General features: G+C 61.2%; 17 protein-coding genes. 6 read left to right on the top strand and 11 right to left on the bottom strand.

Going from position 1 to position 17,195, the window contains the following annotated elements; genetic code table 11:
• Positions 1–38: 38 nt before the first annotated feature.
• Positions 39–2,504: an RNA polymerase sigma factor RpoD gene (rpoD, locus tag AC1RTP_RS19140; protein ID WP_498609512.1), complete on the bottom strand. Its 2,466-nt coding sequence runs from the start codon at positions 2,502–2,504 to the stop codon at positions 39–41.
• 347 nt (positions 2,505–2,851) lie between these two features.
• Between rpoD and AC1RTP_RS19135 the strand changes: the two genes are divergently transcribed.
• Positions 2,852–3,319: a ProQ/FINO family protein gene (locus AC1RTP_RS19135; protein WP_498609510.1), complete on the top strand. Its 468-nt coding sequence runs from the start codon at positions 2,852–2,854 to the stop codon at positions 3,317–3,319.
• The gene (locus AC1RTP_RS19130) at positions 3,319–3,963 is read left to right on the top strand and encodes a 3'-5' exonuclease (RefSeq protein WP_498609508.1); all 645 of its coding nucleotides are present in this window, start codon (positions 3,319–3,321) and stop codon (positions 3,961–3,963) included. Before AC1RTP_RS19135 ends, AC1RTP_RS19130 begins: the two co-directional genes overlap by 1 nt.
• On the opposite strand, the gene AC1RTP_RS19125 is transcribed toward AC1RTP_RS19130, so the two are convergent.
• Positions 3,938–5,350: an aminotransferase-like domain-containing protein gene (locus tag AC1RTP_RS19125; RefSeq protein ID WP_498609507.1), complete on the bottom strand. Its 1,413-nt coding sequence runs from the start codon at positions 5,348–5,350 to the stop codon at positions 3,938–3,940. The genes AC1RTP_RS19130 and AC1RTP_RS19125 overlap by 26 nt on opposite strands.
• A 91-nt stretch (positions 5,351–5,441) precedes the next feature.
• On the opposite strand from AC1RTP_RS19125, the gene AC1RTP_RS19120 reads away from it, so the two are divergent.
• Both AC1RTP_RS19120 and AC1RTP_RS19115 read left to right on the top strand, forming a co-directional pair.
• Complete coding sequence (locus AC1RTP_RS19120; RefSeq protein WP_498609505.1) at positions 5,442–6,152, top strand: c-type cytochrome; 711 nt, start codon at positions 5,442–5,444, stop codon at positions 6,150–6,152.
• The gene (locus tag AC1RTP_RS19115) at positions 6,149–7,432 is read left to right on the top strand and encodes a c-type cytochrome (protein WP_498609503.1); all 1,284 of its coding nucleotides are present in this window, start codon (positions 6,149–6,151) and stop codon (positions 7,430–7,432) included. Before AC1RTP_RS19120 ends, AC1RTP_RS19115 begins: the two co-directional genes overlap by 4 nt.
• A 129-nt stretch (positions 7,433–7,561) precedes the next feature.
• Here AC1RTP_RS19115 and AC1RTP_RS19110 read toward each other — a convergent pair whose 3' ends face one another.
• Together AC1RTP_RS19110 and AC1RTP_RS19105 are read right to left on the bottom strand one after the other, a co-directional pair.
• The gene (locus tag AC1RTP_RS19110) at positions 7,562–8,674 is read right to left on the bottom strand and encodes a type IV pilus twitching motility protein PilT (protein WP_498609502.1); all 1,113 of its coding nucleotides are present in this window, start codon (positions 8,672–8,674) and stop codon (positions 7,562–7,564) included.
• Positions 8,675–8,751: 77 nt separating this feature from the next.
• Positions 8,752–9,387: a class I SAM-dependent rRNA methyltransferase gene (locus AC1RTP_RS19105; RefSeq protein ID WP_498609500.1), complete on the bottom strand. Its 636-nt coding sequence runs from the start codon at positions 9,385–9,387 to the stop codon at positions 8,752–8,754.
• A gap of 146 nt (positions 9,388–9,533) precedes the next feature.
• Between AC1RTP_RS19105 and AC1RTP_RS19100 the strand changes: the two genes are divergently transcribed.
• Positions 9,534–10,304 (top strand): head GIN domain-containing protein, encoded by a 771-nt coding sequence (locus tag AC1RTP_RS19100; protein WP_498609499.1) that lies wholly within the window; start codon positions 9,534–9,536, stop codon positions 10,302–10,304.
• A gap of 34 nt (positions 10,305–10,338) precedes the next feature.
• Here AC1RTP_RS19100 and AC1RTP_RS19095 read toward each other — a convergent pair whose 3' ends face one another.
• From AC1RTP_RS19095 to AC1RTP_RS19070, 6 genes are all read right to left on the bottom strand, one after another.
• Positions 10,339–11,406: an Rpn family recombination-promoting nuclease/putative transposase gene (locus tag AC1RTP_RS19095; RefSeq protein WP_498609497.1), complete on the bottom strand. Its 1,068-nt coding sequence runs from the start codon at positions 11,404–11,406 to the stop codon at positions 10,339–10,341.
• An 89-nt stretch (positions 11,407–11,495) separates the two neighbouring features.
• Positions 11,496–13,730: a TonB-dependent receptor gene (locus tag AC1RTP_RS19090; RefSeq protein ID WP_498609496.1), complete on the bottom strand. Its 2,235-nt coding sequence runs from the start codon at positions 13,728–13,730 to the stop codon at positions 11,496–11,498.
• A 9-nt stretch (positions 13,731–13,739) separates the two neighbouring features.
• Positions 13,740–14,126: a YcnI family protein gene (locus tag AC1RTP_RS19085; RefSeq protein WP_498609494.1), complete on the bottom strand. Its 387-nt coding sequence runs from the start codon at positions 14,124–14,126 to the stop codon at positions 13,740–13,742.
• 12 nt (positions 14,127–14,138) lie between these two features.
• Positions 14,139–14,588, bottom strand: a complete 450-nt coding sequence (locus AC1RTP_RS19080) for a copper chaperone PCu(A)C (RefSeq protein WP_498609492.1) — start codon at positions 14,586–14,588, stop codon at positions 14,139–14,141.
• 34 nt (positions 14,589–14,622) lie between these two features.
• A complete protein-coding gene (locus AC1RTP_RS19075; protein WP_498609490.1) occupies positions 14,623–15,027 on the bottom strand; it encodes a DUF2946 domain-containing protein in 405 nt (134 codons plus the stop codon).
• A 21-nt stretch (positions 15,028–15,048) separates the two neighbouring features.
• Complete coding sequence (locus AC1RTP_RS19070; RefSeq protein ID WP_498609488.1) at positions 15,049–15,693, bottom strand: M48 family metalloprotease; 645 nt, start codon at positions 15,691–15,693, stop codon at positions 15,049–15,051.
• Between the two features lie 70 nt (positions 15,694–15,763).
• On the opposite strand from AC1RTP_RS19070, the gene AC1RTP_RS19065 reads away from it, so the two are divergent.
• Complete coding sequence (locus tag AC1RTP_RS19065; protein WP_498609487.1) at positions 15,764–16,633, top strand: lysozyme inhibitor LprI family protein; 870 nt, start codon at positions 15,764–15,766, stop codon at positions 16,631–16,633.
• Positions 16,634–16,654: 21 nt separating this feature from the next.
• Here the strand turns inward: AC1RTP_RS19065 and AC1RTP_RS19060 are convergent, their stop codons facing one another.
• Positions 16,655–17,191 (bottom strand): YaeQ family protein, encoded by a 537-nt coding sequence (locus tag AC1RTP_RS19060; protein ID WP_498609485.1) that lies wholly within the window; start codon positions 17,189–17,191, stop codon positions 16,655–16,657.
• Positions 17,192–17,195: the final 4 nt, after the last annotated feature.

Genomic DNA, 17,195 nt, shown 5'->3' with positions numbered 1-17,195 from the left:
CGCACAGCCCTTTAAGAAAAGGGGTACGCCCCCTTTATTTACTTCTCCGTCAGGAACGTTTTCAGCTTGTCCGAACGCGAAGGCTGGCGCAGCTTGCTCATTGCCTTGGCTTCGATCTGGCGGATACGTTCGCGGGTCACGTCGAACTGCTTGCCCACTTCTTCCAGGGTGTGGTCGTTCGACATCTCGACGCCGTAACGCATGCGCAGCACCTTGGCTTCGCGCGGGGTCAGGGAGTCCAGCACTTCCTTGATCACGTTGCGCATCGAAGCGTGCAGCGCAGCGTCCAGCGGCGCCAGCGTGGTGTTGTCTTCGATGAAGTCGCCCAGTTGGGAATCGCCGTCCTCGCCCATCGGGGTTTCCATGGAAATCGGCTCTTTGGCGATCTTCATGATCTCGCGGACTTTGGACTCCGGCATTTCCATCTTTTGCGCCAGGGTTGCCATATCCGGCTCGGAACCGGTTTCCTGCATGATCTGGCGCGAGATGCGGTTCATCTTGTTGATGGTCTCGATCATGTGCACCGGCACGCGGATGGTACGGGCCATGTCCGCGATGGAACGGGTGATCGCCTGGCGGATCCACCAGGTCGCATAGGTCGAGAACTTGTAGCCGCGACGGTATTCGAACTTGTCCACCGCCTTCAGCAGGCCGATATTGCCTTCCTGGATCAGGTCCAGGAACTGCAGGCCGCGGTTGATGTACTTCTTCGCGATCGAGATCACCAGACGCAGGTTGGCCACGGTCATTTCGCGCTTCGCGGTACGCGCGCGCTTTTCGCCGGCAGCCATCTGCTTGTTGATCTTGCGCAGGTCGGCCAGCGGCAGCGCCACGCGCTCCTGCAGGTCGATCATCTTGTTCTGCAGTTCCTTGATGGCCGGGACGTTACGGCCCAGCACCGCGCTGTACGGATAACCGGCCGACACTTCGCCGTCCACCCAATCCAGGTTGGTTTCGTTGCCCGGGAAGACCTTGATGAAGTGGGCGCGCGGCATGCCGCAGCGGTTCACGCACAGTTCCAGCACAGCGCGCTCGATCGAACGCACTTGCTCCATCTGGCCGCGCAGGGTGTCGCACAGCTTTTCAACCACTTTCGCGGTGAAGCGGATGCCCAGCAGCTCGTTGGAGATGATGTCCTGCGCCTTCAGGTAAGCGGCATTGCCGTAGGCGGCCTTGCGCATCTTGTCGAACTGGGTCGAGATCAGGGCGAACTTGGCCAGCGCGTCATCTTTCAGCTGCGCCAGCTGCTCGGTCGAATAGCCGGCGGCGCCGCCGTTGACGTCGCCGTCTTCTTCCTCTTCGTCCAGGTCTTCTTCGTCTTCATCATCATCGGAAGCGGCGGCAGGAACCTTGACTGGCGCCGGAGTCGGCGCGTCTTCGTTCAGGTCCACGAAGCCGTCCACCACGTCGTCCACCTTCATTTCGTCTTTTTCGATCTTCTCGGCCAGGGCCAGGATCTCGGAAATGGTGGTCGGGCAGGCGGAAATTGCCTGGATCATGTCGCGCAAGCCGCCTTCGATACGCTTGGCGATCTCGATCTCGCCTTCGCGGGTCAGCAGCGCCACGGCGCCCATTTCACGCATATACATGCGGACCGGGTCGGTGGTACGGCCGAAATCGGAATCGACGGTCGACAGTGCGGTGGCGGCAGCGGCTTCCACTTCGTCGTCGCTGGCGGCGGTCGGCACGTTATCGGACAGCAGCAGCGCTTCCGCATCCGGCGCGCGCTCGTACACGGCGATGCCCATGTCGTTGAAGGTCGCGATGATGCCTTCGATCGCTTCCGGATCGACGATGTTTTCCGGCAGGTGGTCGTTGATCTCGGCGTAAGTCAGGTAGCCGCGGTCCTTGCCAAGGTTGATCAGGTTCTTGAACTGGGTGCGGCGCTTTTCCAGCTCCTCCGCGTTGGCGCCTTCGGCCATGCCGAAAGCGTCGATGCCCTTGGCCTTGCGTTCGCGCGCCTTGGACGCGGCCTTCAGTTCGGCGCGTTCCACGGCGTTCAGCGCCGCCACTTCATCGTTTTCTGGGGTGAATTCGCTTGGCTTGCGGCCACGGCGGCCCGGCACCTTCACTTGCGGCAGCAGGTAGCCGGAAGTATCGATCGATGCCAGCACGGCGGCGTCGCGCACTTCGGTCACGGCGGCTGGGCCGGTGGTCACGGTCACAGGCGCTGGTTCAGCGGCCTTCGGCTTGCGGCCGCGCTTTGCCGGGGCAGGAGCCGGCGCCTCTTCGGCGACAACGGCCAGCGACACCGGCTTCGCAGCGGCGGTCTTGCGGGCGCGGGTCTTCACGACCGGTTCGTCGGTCACTTCCACCGGCGCTTCGGCGGCCGGCACAGAGGCCAGGCGGCGCGACTTCTTCACTACCGTGACTTTGCCTGCTTCCTCTTGAGCATTGTCGATCACATAGGAAAGGCTGGTTTTCGGCACGGCCAGCGGAGCGCTGGTGGTGGCAGATCCAGTGGATTTCTTGGCGGACAACGTCAGGGTCTTAGGTTTCGTCATTCAATATCTCTCTGCGCGCGCCCGAAGGTGCGCTTGGTCGAAGGCGTTTCAGGGATGATCGGGAAAAGAAAAAGCCCGCTTGACCGGGCTCGATTCCGATGATTCAGTGATTAGAGAGGGCACATGCCCTGGAACTGGTCTACACAGGGCGGCGCAGCCCCGGCCGAAAACTCTTTACCAAACTGAATTCGCACCGTCCTGCATTTGGTGCGTCTGTCATTATACAAGCATTCGTGCTGCACTGCACTCATTAAATCGATATCAAAACAACATCATGAGCCAAAAGACAATGCTCTGAAGGGTCGCCTCGTGGTATGCTGGCGGCTCTTGATTAACCTACGATGTCGATGAACACTAGCACTACCCCTCAGCCGCCGGCCGAAGACCAAGCCGCCGCACCTGCCGCCCCAAATTCCGCACGCGCCCTGCTCAAGCAATTGCAGCAACAGTTTGCCCCGTTCCGCGACAGCCTGCCGCTGTCGATCGGTATCGACAAGCAGCTGATCGCCGTCCAGCCGGAACTTAACCGCAAGCTGATGCGCGCCGCCCTTGGCATCCATACTTCCTCCCAGCGCTACCTGCGCGCGATGGAAAAAGCCACTGTGCGCTTCAACCTGGATGGCAGCACCGGCGCTGAAGTCACCGACGAACACCGCAAGCACGCCAAGGAAACCCTGGCGGAGCGCCAAAAGAAAGAAATGGAACGCCGCAAGGCCGAACGCGCCGCCGAGCGCGAAGCCGCTGCTGCCGTGGAAGCCGACCGCCGCCGCGCGGAGAAGCTGCAGGCACTGACCGCCAAGTTCTCCAAGAAGTAATGAGCGACGCGCCGGAAGCCGTCCCCGAGCTGCCGCCGTATGATGGCATCTCGCTGGCCGACGTCCGGCTTGTAAAAACCGCTGCCGATGCGGAGGCTGCGCAAGCGGCCTTGCTGGCGGCGGATGCTATCGGTTTCGACACCGAATCCAAACCCACTTTCGTCAAGGGCGAAAGCTCGGACGGCCCGCACCTGATCCAGTTTGCCGATGATCGGAAAGCCTGGTTGTTCCAGGTGGGCGACAACTTTCCTCACCTGGCTGCGGTCAAAGCGATCCTTGAATCGGATATGACGCTGAAAATTGGCTTTGGCTTGTCGGATGACGTCAAGCGCGTGCGGGCGAAGCTGGGGATTGAGCCGCTGAAGGTGGTCGACCTGGGCGTGGTGCTGCGCGTGCCGGGGCAGAAGAATGACCTGGGCGCAAAAAGCGCGGTCGCCAAATATTTCGGCCAGACGCTGACCAAGTCGAAGAAGATTTCCACCACCAACTGGGCTACGCCGCGCCTGAACGAAAAGCAGATCCTTTACGCAGCGGATGATGCGCAGGTCGCCTTGCGCGTGTACCGTCGCTGGATCGGCATTGGCAACGTGCTGCCGCCTATCAAGCCCCCCAAGCGCCCTAAACCCGGCAAATCTGGGCTTTAACCAGCATGCCGAGGACGGCCACCGCCCCCTCATCCCACACCTGCCCGTAATTCAGCCGAATACAATTCCGGAACTCGCGCTTGGCGCTGAATATCGGACCTGGCGCGATACTGATGCCGCGAGCCAGCGCCTGGCGGTGCAACTCCAGCGCATCCACCGACTCCGGCAACACCACCCATAGGAAGTAACCTCCCTGCGGCTGCGTCACCCGCGTCCCCGCCGGGAAATGCTCCTCGATCGCCGCCAGCATCCGCCGCTGCTGCCCCGCCAACGCCCCGCGCAGCTGCCGCAAATGCCGCTCATACCCGCCCTGCCCCAGATACTCCGCCAGCGCCAGTTGCGAAGGCATCGCCGCCGCCAACGACGTAGTGAGCTTCAACCTCTCCACCTGCCGCGAATAACGTCCCGCCGCCGCCCAGCCCACGCGAAACCCCGGCGCCAGGCACTTCGAAAACGAACTGCAATGCATGACCAGGCCCTTGCTATCGAAGCGCTTGGCCAACGCCGGCCGCAGCGCACCGAAATACAGCTCGCCATACACATCGTCTTCAATCAACGGCACCTCATGCGCCGCCAGCAAATCGACCAACGCCTGCTTTTTCTCAGGCGGCATCAGGCTACCGAGAGGATTCTGGAAGCTCGTCATCAGCCAGCAGGCACGCGGTTTATGCTGTTCTAAAGCCGCCGCAAGCGCACCAAGCTCGATGCCCTCGCGCGGATGCGTCGCCACCTCCACCGCCTTCAGCCCGATGCGCTCCAGCGCCTGCAAAGCCGCGTAAAAACTCGGCGACTCAACCAGCACCGTGTCGCCCGGCCGCGCCACCGCTTGCAGGCAAAGGTTCAACGCCTCGAGCGCGCCATTGGTGATCACGATATCGTCCGGCGCCACCTGCACGCCATCGAGCTGATAGCGCAAAGCGATCTGCCGCCGCAATTCCGCATTCCCCGGCGACAGGTCAGCCACCGTGCTCCAGGGATCAATATGGCGCATGCTCGAAGCGACCGCACGTCCCAGCTTATCGAGCGGGAATAGCAATGGACTTGGGAAAGCCGAACCAAAAGGCACGATATCTGGCGCGCGGCTGGCTTCCAGCACCTGGAAAACGAGCTCGCTGACATCGACCATGGTGGACGCGGCATCGGGCCGCGACACCTCAGGCTCCGGCGTCGCCACAACGCGCCGCGCAGCCACGTAATAGCCCGAACGAGGACGCGACTCGATCAAGCCGCGCGCCTCCAGCTGGTAGTAAGCCTGGAACACCGTGGACGGACTCACGCCGCGCCGCTCCTGCTGCTGGCGCACGGAGGGCAGCTTCTCGCCCGGCCGCAACACGCCAGCCGCCATCAAGCCTGCCAGCTCGTCGGCCAGCGCTTCATACAGCTTCAATCTGATACCCTCGTTCCATGGCTATTCTGAGCCTGTTATTCTTGGCCTTGCAGGCGTATCCTTAACGCACCACAAGAAAAACGGATTCATCATGCGAATTCTCTCACGCATTTTGCCGCTTGGCGCCCTGCTGCTGGCAGGCCCCGTACTGGCGGCCGCCCCAGGCCAGTTGAAAGACACCATTGAGCAGCGCGTCGCCGCCTGCGTCGCCTGCCACAAAGCCAATGAACAAGGCGACGCCTTCTTCCCCCGCATCGCCGGCAAGCCTGCCGGCTACCTGTACAACCAGCTGTTGAACTTCAAGGAAGGAAGGCGCCAGTACCCGATGATGACCTATATGGTCGAACAACTGCCTGACGCCTACCTGCGCGAGATCGCACAATACTTCTCCGAACAGCACGCCCCCTATCCGCCGCCGGCGCCTAGCAGCGCCACGGCGCAAATGATTGAACGAGGCCGCGTGCTTGTGCACCAAGGCGACCCATCGCGCAAAGTGCCCGCCTGCATATCCTGCCATGGCGACACCATGACCGGCGTGGATCCTGCCATCCCCGGACTGATTGGCCTGCCGCGCGACTACATCAACGCGCAATTCGGCACATGGCGCAACAAGAAGCGCAAGGCGCACGCGCCCGACTGCATGGCCGACGTGGCAAACCGCCTGAGTGAAGCCGACGTCGCCGCGGTCTCCGGCTGGCTCGCAGCGCAACCGGCAGATGCCAACATGCGCCCGGCCGCCTCCCTGCCCAAGCCACTGCCGATGGAATGCGGCGGCATCCCCAAACAGAAGAACGAACAATGAACCGCAACGCCAAAATCGCCATCGCCGTGCCGCTGCTGCTGATCGTTGCAGCCGTCGGCTTCATCTGGCCCAAGCACGACACCGGCCCGGCGCCAAGCGCCGCCTCGCAAAACATGCCGGCCGCCGAAAAGATCGCACGCGGCGCCTACCTGGCCAAGGCAGCCGACTGCATGGCCTGCCACACCACGCGCGACGGCGCCGCCTTCGCCGGCGGCCGCGCCCTGCAAACACCGTTCGGCAACGTGGTCTCGCCAAACATCACCGCCGACAAGGAAACCGACATCGGCAACTGGACTGCCGACGACTTCTGGAACGCCCTGCACAACGGCAAAGCCAAGGATGGCCGCCTGCTCTATCCGGCCTTCCCGTACACGAATTACACAGCGATGACGCGCGACGATTCCGACGCGATGTACGCCTACTTCCAGACCATCACGCCAGTGAAGCAGGCCAGCCAGCCGCACACCCTGCGCTTCCCATATAACCAGCAAACCATGCTCGCCGTATGGCGCGCGCTCTACTTCAAACCCGCCGTGTACACGCCAGACACCAGCAAATCCGCGGAATGGAACCGCGGCGCCTACCTGGTGCAAGGCCCCGGCCACTGCATCGCCTGCCACAGTGAACGCAATGCACTCGGCGCCAGCGACAACAGCCTGTCCGGCGGCCTGATTCCTGTGCTGGGGTGGTACGCCCCCTCGCTCACCTCCGACCGCGAAGCAGGCCTCGGTGGATGGGACATGAAAGACATTACCGATTTGCTGAAAACCGGCATCTCACAACGCGCCACCGTGTTCGGACCGATGGCGGAAGTGGTACGCGAAAGCCTGCAGCACTTGAGCGACGAAGACGCCCGCGCCATGGCCGTGTATCTGAAATCGCTTCCGAACGACAGCGGCAAGCGCGCCCCGTACAAACGCTCCGAAGAACCGGAAGCAGCCGCCTGGCTGGCCGTCGGCGAAAAGATCTACCGCAGCCAATGCATGGACTGCCACGGCGAAAAAGGCGAAGGCATCGCCCCGCACTACCCGCCGCTGAACGGCAACCGAGCCCTGACGATGGACGAAGCAGTCAACCCGATCCGCATCGTCTTAAACGGAGGCTTCGCCCCCGGCACAGCAGGCAACCTGCGCCCATACGGCATGCCGCCGTTCAGTCACTCACTGAATGATGTAGAAGTAGCGCAAGTAGTGTCCTACCTGCGAGGAGCATGGGACAACAACGCCCCACCAGTGGAAAGCCAGACTGTCAACCGCCTCCGCAACGTCCCATTGGAATAACTACGGATCAGCCCGTGTCACACCATGGGGTCACACCCTAAGTGTGACACGAGCCCAAGCGTGTTACGGTCGAGGCCGTGTCACATTCGGGGTGTGACCCCAAGGTGTGACACAGGCTCGGCTGTGGGATTACAGCATGTCGGCGAAGCCGAGGCGGTCGGTGGTGGCGTGGCGGGCGTCTTCGATGCTGACTTTTTTCTCGGCCAGCAGCTTGCGCAGGCATTCGTTCATGGTGTAACAACCTGGGGCGGCTTTGCGTTCCATGACGTTGCGCAACTCGGCTACGCTGCCGCTTTCGATGACGGCGGCTACTTCCGGGTTGACGGTCAGGCTTTCGGTGGCGAGGTAGTAGCGGTCGCCGTCCAGCGCCGGCATCAGGGCCTGGCACAATACGCCGCGCAGGGCGTGCGCCAAGGCCTGGCGCTGCGGTTCGGTATTGCCCAGCAGGCGGATCATCTTTTGCAGGCCGAGCTCGGTCGAGCGGGCGTGCAAGGAAGCCAGCACCAGCGGACCGGATTCGGCCAGCGCCAGCGCTTCATGGGCGGTTTCGGCATCGCGGATCTCGCCGATCACGATCACGTCCGGACGTTCGCGCAGCGCGTCCTTGGCGCCTAGGTCGAAGGTTTCAACGTCGCCGTCGAAGCCTACTTCACGCTGGGTGATCACGCATTTGCGCTGTGGGATCAGGGTCTCGACCGGGTCTTCGATAGTGATGATGTGGCCGGAACGGTTCTTGTTGATGTCGTCCAGCATGGAGGCGATGGTGGTCGACTTGCCTTGGCAGGTGTCGCCAATGATCAGCACCAGGCCGCTGGACAGTTGTGCAAACTTCTCTTCCGCCGGGCGCAGGCCCAGGCTCGACAGCACCAACGGCTCTTTCGGGAAGCGGCGGATCACGCAGCCCAGGCGTTTCTTGCCCTGGAAGCTGAAGCAGTTGGCGCGGATGCGGGCGGTGTGCAGGTCGATCGCGCGGTCGAAGGCGCGGTCCTGGATGCGTTCGCGCCAGTTCGGCTCGACCACTTCAAAGAATTCTTCCAGTTCTTCGCGCGTAATCGGCGAATCGGTCACAGCCACCAGGCCCTTTGGCTGGCGCAGCAGCAAAGGGCTGTTCTGGTGGATCAGGATGTCGGAAAAGACCAGTTTGGAGTTCAGCAGGTGCAGGATTTGCTCGACGAGGGTGCCAAAGACCGGGTGGTCTTCGTTCTCGATATACGTCAGGGTGCGAATTTGCGAGGTTTCCATATTGCCTGTGCTCTCCATTGGGTTCGCATGATTCTATTTCATTGCCATAGGGAAGGTAAGTGGCTGGTGAACAACATTTATTTCGGATATTCAAATCCAGTGCGGATATCGTAGGGGAAACTGCGGCCGCGCTCGGTAACCGTCAGGCGCTGAGGAGGCTCTTCACCCGCCAGTACGCGGGATTTCACGTGCAGGCCCTCGCCTTCACGAATCAGCTTATCGGCCCGTTCATAAACATTCTGGCAACCGGTTTCGGCGATCAGTGCCTGCACAATGCCGATTTTCCAGGCTTCCACCGCAGCGGACTGGAACTGGCACACCAGGTAGCCGTCTTTGCCACCGTAGCTTTGCACCAGCAGGCCGGATAAGCCGTCCTCGTCGCCGGTGACGATGGTCACCAGTTCATCCGGACGGGCCGATTGCAGGGAATGCATGCGGCGCGAAATGGCGGCACGCACGCGGCGTTTCACCATGGCGTGGTCGATCGGCTCGTCTTCGCGCAGGGTCCAGACGCGGGCGGCAATCTGCGATTTGGCGTTATAAGCGGCGCGCGCCAGGAATTTGCGGGAGGAAGTGACCACTGTCGCGGTTGCGCCAGGCTTGTTTTTCTCCGCAGGACGCCCGTCCACGCGCTCGACGGCGGACAGGTAAATATAGGGGTCGCCGGCAAGGATGGACTGCTCCTTGCCCTGTTTGATGATGATTGTAAGCATAGGCGAGATGATACAGGACCAGCGTCCAGCCCCCGGGATTTGCATTCTGTTCCCCCGTGGGAGCATCCTGTCGCTTAGCGCGGGCGCGTTGACGGCGCGATGGGTACGATTCAACCATCGAAAAATGATTCAAATAGGAGAACACGATGAAAATGTCTGCTGCAGTGCGCAACGCCCTGATCGCCGCTTCCGTATTTGCTGCCGCCGCCCCAGTCGCGATGGTTTCCGCTTCGCCGCTGGGCTGGTTCGCCGGCGAGCGGGTGCAGGGCAGTGGCAATATCATCAAGCAGGCACGCGAAGTATCCAACTTCAACGCCCTCGGCCTGGGCTTGCCGGGCGCGGTGGAAGTCCGCATCGGCAGCACCGAGAGCGTCTCCATCGAGTCGGATGATAATATCCTGCCCCTGATCGAAACCGTGGTGGAAGAAGGCACCCTGAAAATCCGCCCTGCCCGCCGCAACCTGCAACTGGATACCAAGCACCTGAAAGTGGTCGTCACGGCCAAGAAGCTTGAGCGTATTGCCGTCGGCGGTTCCGGCTCAGTTGATGCGGAGGGGTTGCGCGGCAGCCAACTGTCCTTCGACGTCGGCGGCTCGGGCTCCATTAACCTGCGCAATATCGAAGGCCAGTCCGTTTCGGTCTCCCTGGGCGGCAGCGGCAACCTGAAAGCGACCGGATCGACCGACAAGCTGAAGGTATCGATCGGCGGCTCCGGCAAGGTCAGCACCGGCCAGTTGGCAACCCGCGAAGCAGCGGTCAGCATCGGCGGCTCGGGCCAGGCGGTGGTGTGGGCCAAGCAGGCGCTGACCGTCAGTGTGGCCGGCTCGGGTGATGTCAGCTATTACGGCGACCCGCAGGTGACCAAGAACGTTATGGGCTCCGGCAACGTCAAACGCCTGGCAGGCGCACCGAACTGAACCAAGTCTTCCTCCGGCCCGTGTCGCTTCGGCTTCACGGGCCATCTTCCTTAAGCATTTCGTTCAGCTTTTCGCCGGCAATCAGCTTATCTAGCCAAATTTCAAGCTGGCTAACGTTTGCATTTGCTATCTTCTCGGTTGCACCTTGCTCTAACTTGTAGTGGTCACTTGCTTTGTTGAGCACCTCCCTGAGTGCGTCAATGCGACCTTCTTGCAGCCCTTCTTGCAGCCCTTCTTGCAGCCCTTCTTGTAGCCCTTCTTGTAGCCCTTCTTTCAGCCCTTCTTGCAGCCCTGCTTGCCGCCCCGCTTGCAACCCCTCCGCCTCGCCTTTCCGCCTCGCCTCCGCCAACTCCTTGACTATCAGTTGTACCCTGGGGTCGTCCTTCCAAACCAAATAAGTTGACATGATGAACTTGTGAATCAATTCACGCTCCTCTTCGGAAAACGTCGGTCGCGTTTTCATCTCAGCACTTTCACTCATGATGACCTCCTGTTCGACGCCAAATTTTGCAAGCCGTTCACTGGCGATCTGTAACACATCCTTACGGAGTTCTTCGCTCGCCAATGACCAGTCAAGCAGCGCTTCCTGCGATCGAATCACTTCTGCTAACGAGGCGGCGCGGGCCAGGCGAATAACGTCCCCAACAATGGAATCAACAGCAGATTCTTCATCAATCAAGAAAAACACCTCGCCTGGCATCAACGGTTTCAACCATTCAGGCCCCTGCACTTGGGTCCTGCGCCATTTTCGGCGCCCCGAATACACTACGACCGGCAAAAGATTCAAAAGTTCCGACAATTTATGCTGCGTACAAAGCTCTTGGGATAAAAGGCCTGTGTAGACATTTATCCGTTGGTTCATTTGCGGATCAACCGTGGACTGAAATTCCAGCAATAAATAGAACAAGAAATCCTTGCCATAAACTCGCCAGACCATGTCTGCAATACGCTGGCGCTCTGAATTGCTGACAAAGCTGCAGTTCAACCGATCGAATCCCTCGGCCGCTCCCGCAGGGCAATTCGGTACCAATCCAAGCAGAGCACGCACCAGTTCAGGATGGCCAAACATGCGCTTGAATGCAGAATCGTGTTGGGTTGGCATGCTTCGATTTTAAGAAGCTGGGGCGAGAGCGCTTTGGCGCAGCGCAAAGGAAAACGCCCCGGCTAGCGGGGCGTTTGAGGGAGCTTACGTTAGAGATCGAACTTGAGGTCGGCGCTGACGGTGCGCTGGGCGTAGGGGTGGAAGGCCCAGTACTTCTCGTTGTTCAAGTTGTCGATGCCGACCGATGCGGTCCATTGGCGGTTGAAGCGGTAACGCAGGCGGACGTCGGCGACCAGGTAATCCGATACGCCCATATACGTCGAGCCATTCGGATCGCTGTTATCGAGCGTGCCGTATTGCTTTCCGCTGTAACGCACGCCGAACGTGCCCGTCCAGTGCTCGCCAACGTGGTATGACGCCAAGGCATTCGCGCGCCATTTCGGCACACGCGGCTGACGCTTGCCGACGCTGGAAGGCATGGCGTCGTTCGACACGATCCTGGAGTCCGCATAAGTCAGGCTGCTTTGCAAGGACAGTCCATGCGTCAGCACGTCATCCGTCTGCTGCGACAATTCCAGACCTCGCGTGCGAATCTTGCCGACGTTCTGCACTGTGTTCACGGTCGCGGTCAGCGGCTGCGAATACAGTGCGTTGCGAGTACTCTCGCCGAACACTGTAGCGCGCACGCTGCCTTTCGCAGTCATATGCTCCGCCGTCAGTTCGCTGGTCCACGACTTCTCGGCACGCAAGTTCGGATCAGTGTTGATGATCTTGTCGTCGACGATCGAGCCTTGGAACAACTCCGCCGCCGTTGGATTACGCACCGCGCGGCCAGCCGAGGCCTTCAGCATCCAGGCATCGTCGGCACGCCACGCCAGCGCGGCCTTCGGTGACCACGCTTGCTCGCGGCGGTCGCTGAACGGCAGCAGCTTGTTCGCTGCGGAGGAAATTTCACCGCCGTACGCACGCCAGGTTTCATGACGCAGGCCCAGCGTGGCCTTCCACTCCTGGGACAGGCGCCAGGTATCCTGCGCATACAGGCTCTCCAGGCGTGTATTGCCGTTGAATGTAGACACGTGCGTGCCGCCCTCGCCCGCAACCCAATCGGCTACGCTGGTCACATGCGTCCGCAGTTGAGCGTTCTCGCGCTGGGCGCCGAACTCCACCTGGTGCGCCGCGCCAGCACGCCAATTGCCGCGCAGCGCCAGCGTATTCCAGCCACTGCCGCCCATATCGGTCAGGTTACCCCGCCCGCCTCCGGTCGGCACGCGCGCCACGTCGCGCGAATAATCGTAGACGCTGCCTGCGATTTCCCAATTGAAGCTCTCGCGACCGTGCGTCTTCAGCGACAGGCCATGCATCACGTGCTCAAGGTCCGAGCGAGCGCCGGCAAAATCCGAAGGCAGCAAGGTAAAGCGCTTGCCGCCGATATTGATAGCGCCGCTCGTCACGGAATTGCCGGAAGCATCGCGTAAATAGGATTCGACATTGCGCACCGCATCGTTCTGCCACCAGCCAAGCGTATAGCTGGCGCGCAGCGTCGGCGAGATGTCGTAAGCCAGCTTCGCCTTGGCGTGGTCCTGCACAGTATTCACCTGGTTCGTGCTGCCCAGGATGTACCAATCCTTGCCCGCCGGATTATGGTCGGCCACTGCGCCGGTCACCGGCACTCCGGTCGCCTCGCCCGGCTTTGCAGTCACGCCGGCGGAGAGCAGTTTGTTGGCGAAGGCAATCGGCTGGCCGTTGCTGTCCAGTCGCGACAGGTCGAACCACCACGACAGCGCACCAGCGCGGTCGCCCAGCGAAGCGCTGAACTGGCGGCCGGTATGGCGCGAATGGCTCGCATACTGGTCGAAGCCCTGTCCGACCCACGACAGCTTGGCATGCGCCTCCAGCTTGCTCGGCATGCGCGTTTGGTAGTCCACCACGGCGCCGACCGAATTGCCGGCATACGCTGCGGAAAATGGCCCATACAACACATCGACGCGTTCGATTTCCTCAGGCGTCACCATGCCCCAACGCGGCGTATAGGTTGCGCCATTGCCCAGCGGGTTGGACAGCAAGATGCCGTCCGCATACACCAGCGAACGCGCACTATTGCCCGTGCCCGAAGCGCGGCTGGCCAGCACCGCGTGGTCGTAATCGCCGATGAAGCGCTTGCGCACGTTCAGGCTCGGCAGGTATTTCAGCGCATCTTCGCTGTCGAAAGCGTTGATGCGGTCTTCCACCTGGGCGCCGGTAATGCCTTCGATGGTGGCCGGGATCTGCGTCGGCAAGGAAGTCGGGCGGCCGCCTTTGATGGTCACCACGTGGTCCGCATGCGCCGGGCAGGCGAAGCCAATCGCCGCCAGCATCGCGGCCAGCGGTTTAAGTTGCAATTTCACGTTGCCCCCTTAGCGCGTTTCGAGCGTGATTTCCCAGTTCGCGCTGCCAACCTGGCAGGACTGGACGATCTTGAACACATGGCTGCCCGCAGCCGGCAGTTTGCCGAACATGACGAATTCATCGTAGAAGTCGTCTGGCAACGGCCCGCCGCGCCAGGTCAGGCTGTCGGGCGTACGCTCGATAATCCAGCCAGCCTTGGGCATCGGGTGCATTGCCCCAAAGCCTTCCGGCAGGCGGATGCTGACCGCCGTGGTGGCGCTGCCGTTGCAGCCGTGGCCGAGGCGGAACACCAATTTCTGGTAGCTCGCCGCCGGGGCGGATTTTTGCTCAAGCGAGACGTGCGCGTGCGCCGACGCAGCCGCCAGCAGTGCTGCGGCCATCAGGATTTTTTTCATGGTGTCGGCTCCTTAGCGGTGTTTCGGAGGCGAATAGGTCAGCGGCTTGACCGGCACTTGCACTTCCACCGTCTCGCGCATCTTGTTCTTTTTCTCGAACACCAACGTCATGGGCACGGTTTCGCCGGCCCTCATCTGGCGCTTCAAGTCCATCATCATGATGTGGTAGCCGCCGGAGGCCAGCGCCACCGGCTTGCCCGCCTGGAGGTCGATGAAGTCAACGGCCGACATCATCATGCGGTCGCCCTTCATCGACATCTGGTGGATTTCAACGATGCCTGCTGCAGGGGTGCTGACTTCGACCAGGCGCACGTCCTGGGTGGAGACCAGCTCCATGAATGCGCCGGTAGCCTGTGCGGCTGGAACGGTGGCGCGAATCCATGGCTCGCGGACGGAAACCTGGGCCGCTGCGGTGGCGGCCATTGCGATCGACACTGCGAACGCGAAGAACTGCTTTTTCATTATTCACTCCTTGATTCGTTAATTGGGGACGAGATCAGGCGAATGCAGGCGGTCCTCGCGGATTGGACGCCGACCACACCGGCAAAGGTTGTGGCGACTGGTAGAACAGCGTTGGGCGCAGCGTGGCGCCATCGAGGGGCAAATTCAGCGCCATGTCCGACGGCGGCAGGCCGAACGAACCAGCGTGCGGCAAACAGTAGGAGCAGTCTTCCATGTCCATATTGGCCATGGCTTGCGCCTTGCTGCTGCGGTCCGTCGCTGCGGCAAAGGTAGCCGCATCGAGTTCGCCAATGCCAGTAACGCGGGTGCCGTCGTTCAGGCAAATCTCCCAAGTGCGGGGCTTGCCGTTCACCGCATGCGAAATCGCCGGCGCGAGCGCGTTCATCAGGATGGCGAAGCACGCGATCCAGATCCAGCGCAGTCGGGTTGACGATTTCATTTGCATGGCGGGCATTATAGCTTAGCGGCCCGCTTCCAGCTTGGCGGCCAACTCGCGCGCCACCCTCGCCCGCAGCGAGGGGGCGGGATGGGTGATCGAGCCGAAATTGGGCGAGTTGCTATGCCTTTCCAGCTTGCGGAAGAAGCGCGCCAGGTCGGACGGTTTCCAGCCGGCGCGCGCTGCAAGGCGCATTCCTTCGCGGTCGGACTCCTCTTCCTGGAGCGCATCGAAGGCCGCAAGCTTGCGCATCAAGCCCGTATTGTTGTCGGTGGCGTCTTCCAGCTCCTCGTAGGGACGCGTGGCCCAATGCGGCTCCAGCCTGATCGCTTCCTCATGCTCTCGAAGATTATGCAGCAGGACTGCATGGCAGATCTCATGCGCCACCAGCATCGCAATCTCGGCATCGTTCAGCTCCAGCCGGTCGACGTATGGAGCTGCGATCAGCAGCTTGCCGCCCGCCAGTGCAAATGCATTTTCTTCCGCATCGGAGGTCGTGTGCAGCTCCCAAGCCCAACCCGCGGAGTCCGGATAATCGCGCTTGGCCTGCTCGATCAGCGGCCAAGCGATAACAGCCACCCGCTTCGCGAAGCGCTCATTGTCATCCAGCCGGTAAGAGGCGCGCAGGCCAGACAGGTGCTTGTCGTAGATTTTAGCGGCGCCCGCCATGACCTGCTCCTGCGTGACCGCCTGCGCCGCACCTTGGACGATAAGTAAAAAAGCAATAAGATAGCGCACCATGATCGCCACATTTTGCCACCGATTCGCCACTACGCTGCTGTTTTCCGCAGCCCTTCCCGCCGCCGCGGCCAGCTTTGACTGCACCAAGGCTGGCACCGACGTCGAAAAAGTCATCTGCACAGACGCAACCCTTTCCAGCCTGGATGAAAAGCTGGCTGCAGTCTATCGTGATGCCAATGCAGCCACTGGAGGCCTGATAAGGAACGACCAGCGCGACTGGGCCAAATCGCGCGCCGATTGCGAACAGCAAGAACAGACAAGCCAATGCCTGATGGATGCATACAAGATGCGCATCGAAGCGCTGTCGAAGGTCAGTGCCGCGGTACGCAATCCAGCGCTACGCATCGGCCTCGACAACAAGAAAGGCCCCTATCGCATTGACGCCGTCGTCTTCGGGCCGGGTTTGCAGGGTAACGCCCTGATCTACATTTCGCGCAAAGGCGACAACAAAGCGCCGCAAATACTGCAAACCTATCTGGTCGCGGATAATGTGGGGGCTAGGGTCGAAGACTACAATCACGACGGCATCATGGACATAGCCCTGCACAACGGTCCTTACCTGAACAGCTGGGAGTATTACCTGGGCACTAAAACCGGTACTTTTGTCCCCAGCGAGGAACTCGCCAAGCTGGAACAAGATGCAACGGACGGCCTGGAACTATCAGACAATGGCGAGATCCGCGTGGCGCACCACGAAGGCCCGGACAAAACCTTCCTGGCAATTTACAAAATGGTCGGAAACAAGCCTGTCATCCAGAGCAAGGAAACGACGGACGGGTACTCCGACCAGAAACGCATCTTCACCACGTACGAGACTTACCGCGACGGCAAGCTCGTAAAGTCCGCTACCAAGGTCGAGCGCCGCTAAGCGCAGCAGCGCCGCCCGGTCTTAGGCCTTCCAGACCTCGCGTGGAATTTCCACGGTAGTGGTGCCGTCGGTCAGCCAGATCTGGCCGTCCTGGATCGTGCATTGCAGCTGCATGGAGCGCTGCGCCATTTTCTCCAGCTGGGCGCTGGCTTCAGCGTCGATGTTCACCACGCTGACGTTCTTGGCGCGGTCAACTTTATTGGCCAGCTGCTTCCACCACACATGGGAAGCGGAGCTGTAGGAGTACACCATCACCTTATCGGAGCGGCCGGCGGCCTTCAGGATGCGGCGCTCGTCCGGCTGGCCGACTTCGATCCACAGCTGGATCGCGCCGGTCAGGTCCATCTGCCACAGGTCCGGTTCCTCGGTATCGGAAATGCCCTTGGCGTTCACCAGCGCCTCGTCGGCGTGGATGGCGAAGGCCACAATGCGCACCATCAGGCGTTCATCCGTTTCGGACGGATGGCGCGCCAGGGTCAGCATATGCGTTGCGTAGTAGTTGCGGTCCATGTCCGCGATGGACAGTTCCGCTTTGTAGATCGTAGATTTCAGTGCCATTACT

The sequence above is a fragment of the Pseudoduganella sp. GW821-FHT11H04 genome (assembly GCF_058807935.1).
Note: the sequence above shows the minus strand (reverse complement) of the source record. Positions and strands in the feature narration are given on the sequence as shown.

Excerpts from the sequence above, each read along its gene's own strand:
- rpoD (WP_498609512.1), bottom strand. The coding sequence starts at position 2,504 with ATGACGAAACCTAAGACCCTGACGTTGTCCGCCAAGAAATCCACTGGA.
- AC1RTP_RS19135 (WP_498609510.1), top strand. The coding sequence starts at position 2,852 with ATGAACACTAGCACTACCCCTCAGCCGCCGGCCGAAGACCAAGCCGCC.
- AC1RTP_RS19130 (WP_498609508.1), top strand. The coding sequence starts at position 3,319 with ATGAGCGACGCGCCGGAAGCCGTCCCCGAGCTGCCGCCGTATGATGGC.
- AC1RTP_RS19120 (WP_498609505.1), top strand. The coding sequence starts at position 5,442 with ATGCGAATTCTCTCACGCATTTTGCCGCTTGGCGCCCTGCTGCTGGCA.
- AC1RTP_RS19115 (WP_498609503.1), top strand. The coding sequence starts at position 6,149 with ATGAACCGCAACGCCAAAATCGCCATCGCCGTGCCGCTGCTGCTGATC.
- AC1RTP_RS19110 (WP_498609502.1), bottom strand. The coding sequence starts at position 8,674 with ATGGAAACCTCGCAAATTCGCACCCTGACGTATATCGAGAACGAAGAC.
- AC1RTP_RS19105 (WP_498609500.1), bottom strand. The coding sequence starts at position 9,387 with ATGCTTACAATCATCATCAAACAGGGCAAGGAGCAGTCCATCCTTGCC.
- AC1RTP_RS19100 (WP_498609499.1), top strand. The coding sequence starts at position 9,534 with ATGAAAATGTCTGCTGCAGTGCGCAACGCCCTGATCGCCGCTTCCGTA.
- AC1RTP_RS19095 (WP_498609497.1), bottom strand. The coding sequence starts at position 11,406 with ATGCCAACCCAACACGATTCTGCATTCAAGCGCATGTTTGGCCATCCT.
- AC1RTP_RS19085 (WP_498609494.1), bottom strand. The coding sequence starts at position 14,126 with ATGAAAAAAATCCTGATGGCCGCAGCACTGCTGGCGGCTGCGTCGGCG.
- AC1RTP_RS19080 (WP_498609492.1), bottom strand. The coding sequence starts at position 14,588 with ATGAAAAAGCAGTTCTTCGCGTTCGCAGTGTCGATCGCAATGGCCGCC.
- AC1RTP_RS19075 (WP_498609490.1), bottom strand. The coding sequence starts at position 15,027 with ATGAAATCGTCAACCCGACTGCGCTGGATCTGGATCGCGTGCTTCGCC.
- AC1RTP_RS19070 (WP_498609488.1), bottom strand. The coding sequence starts at position 15,693 with ATGGCGGGCGCCGCTAAAATCTACGACAAGCACCTGTCTGGCCTGCGC.
- AC1RTP_RS19065 (WP_498609487.1), top strand. The coding sequence starts at position 15,764 with ATGATCGCCACATTTTGCCACCGATTCGCCACTACGCTGCTGTTTTCC.
- AC1RTP_RS19060 (WP_498609485.1), bottom strand. The coding sequence starts at position 17,191 with ATGGCACTGAAATCTACGATCTACAAAGCGGAACTGTCCATCGCGGAC.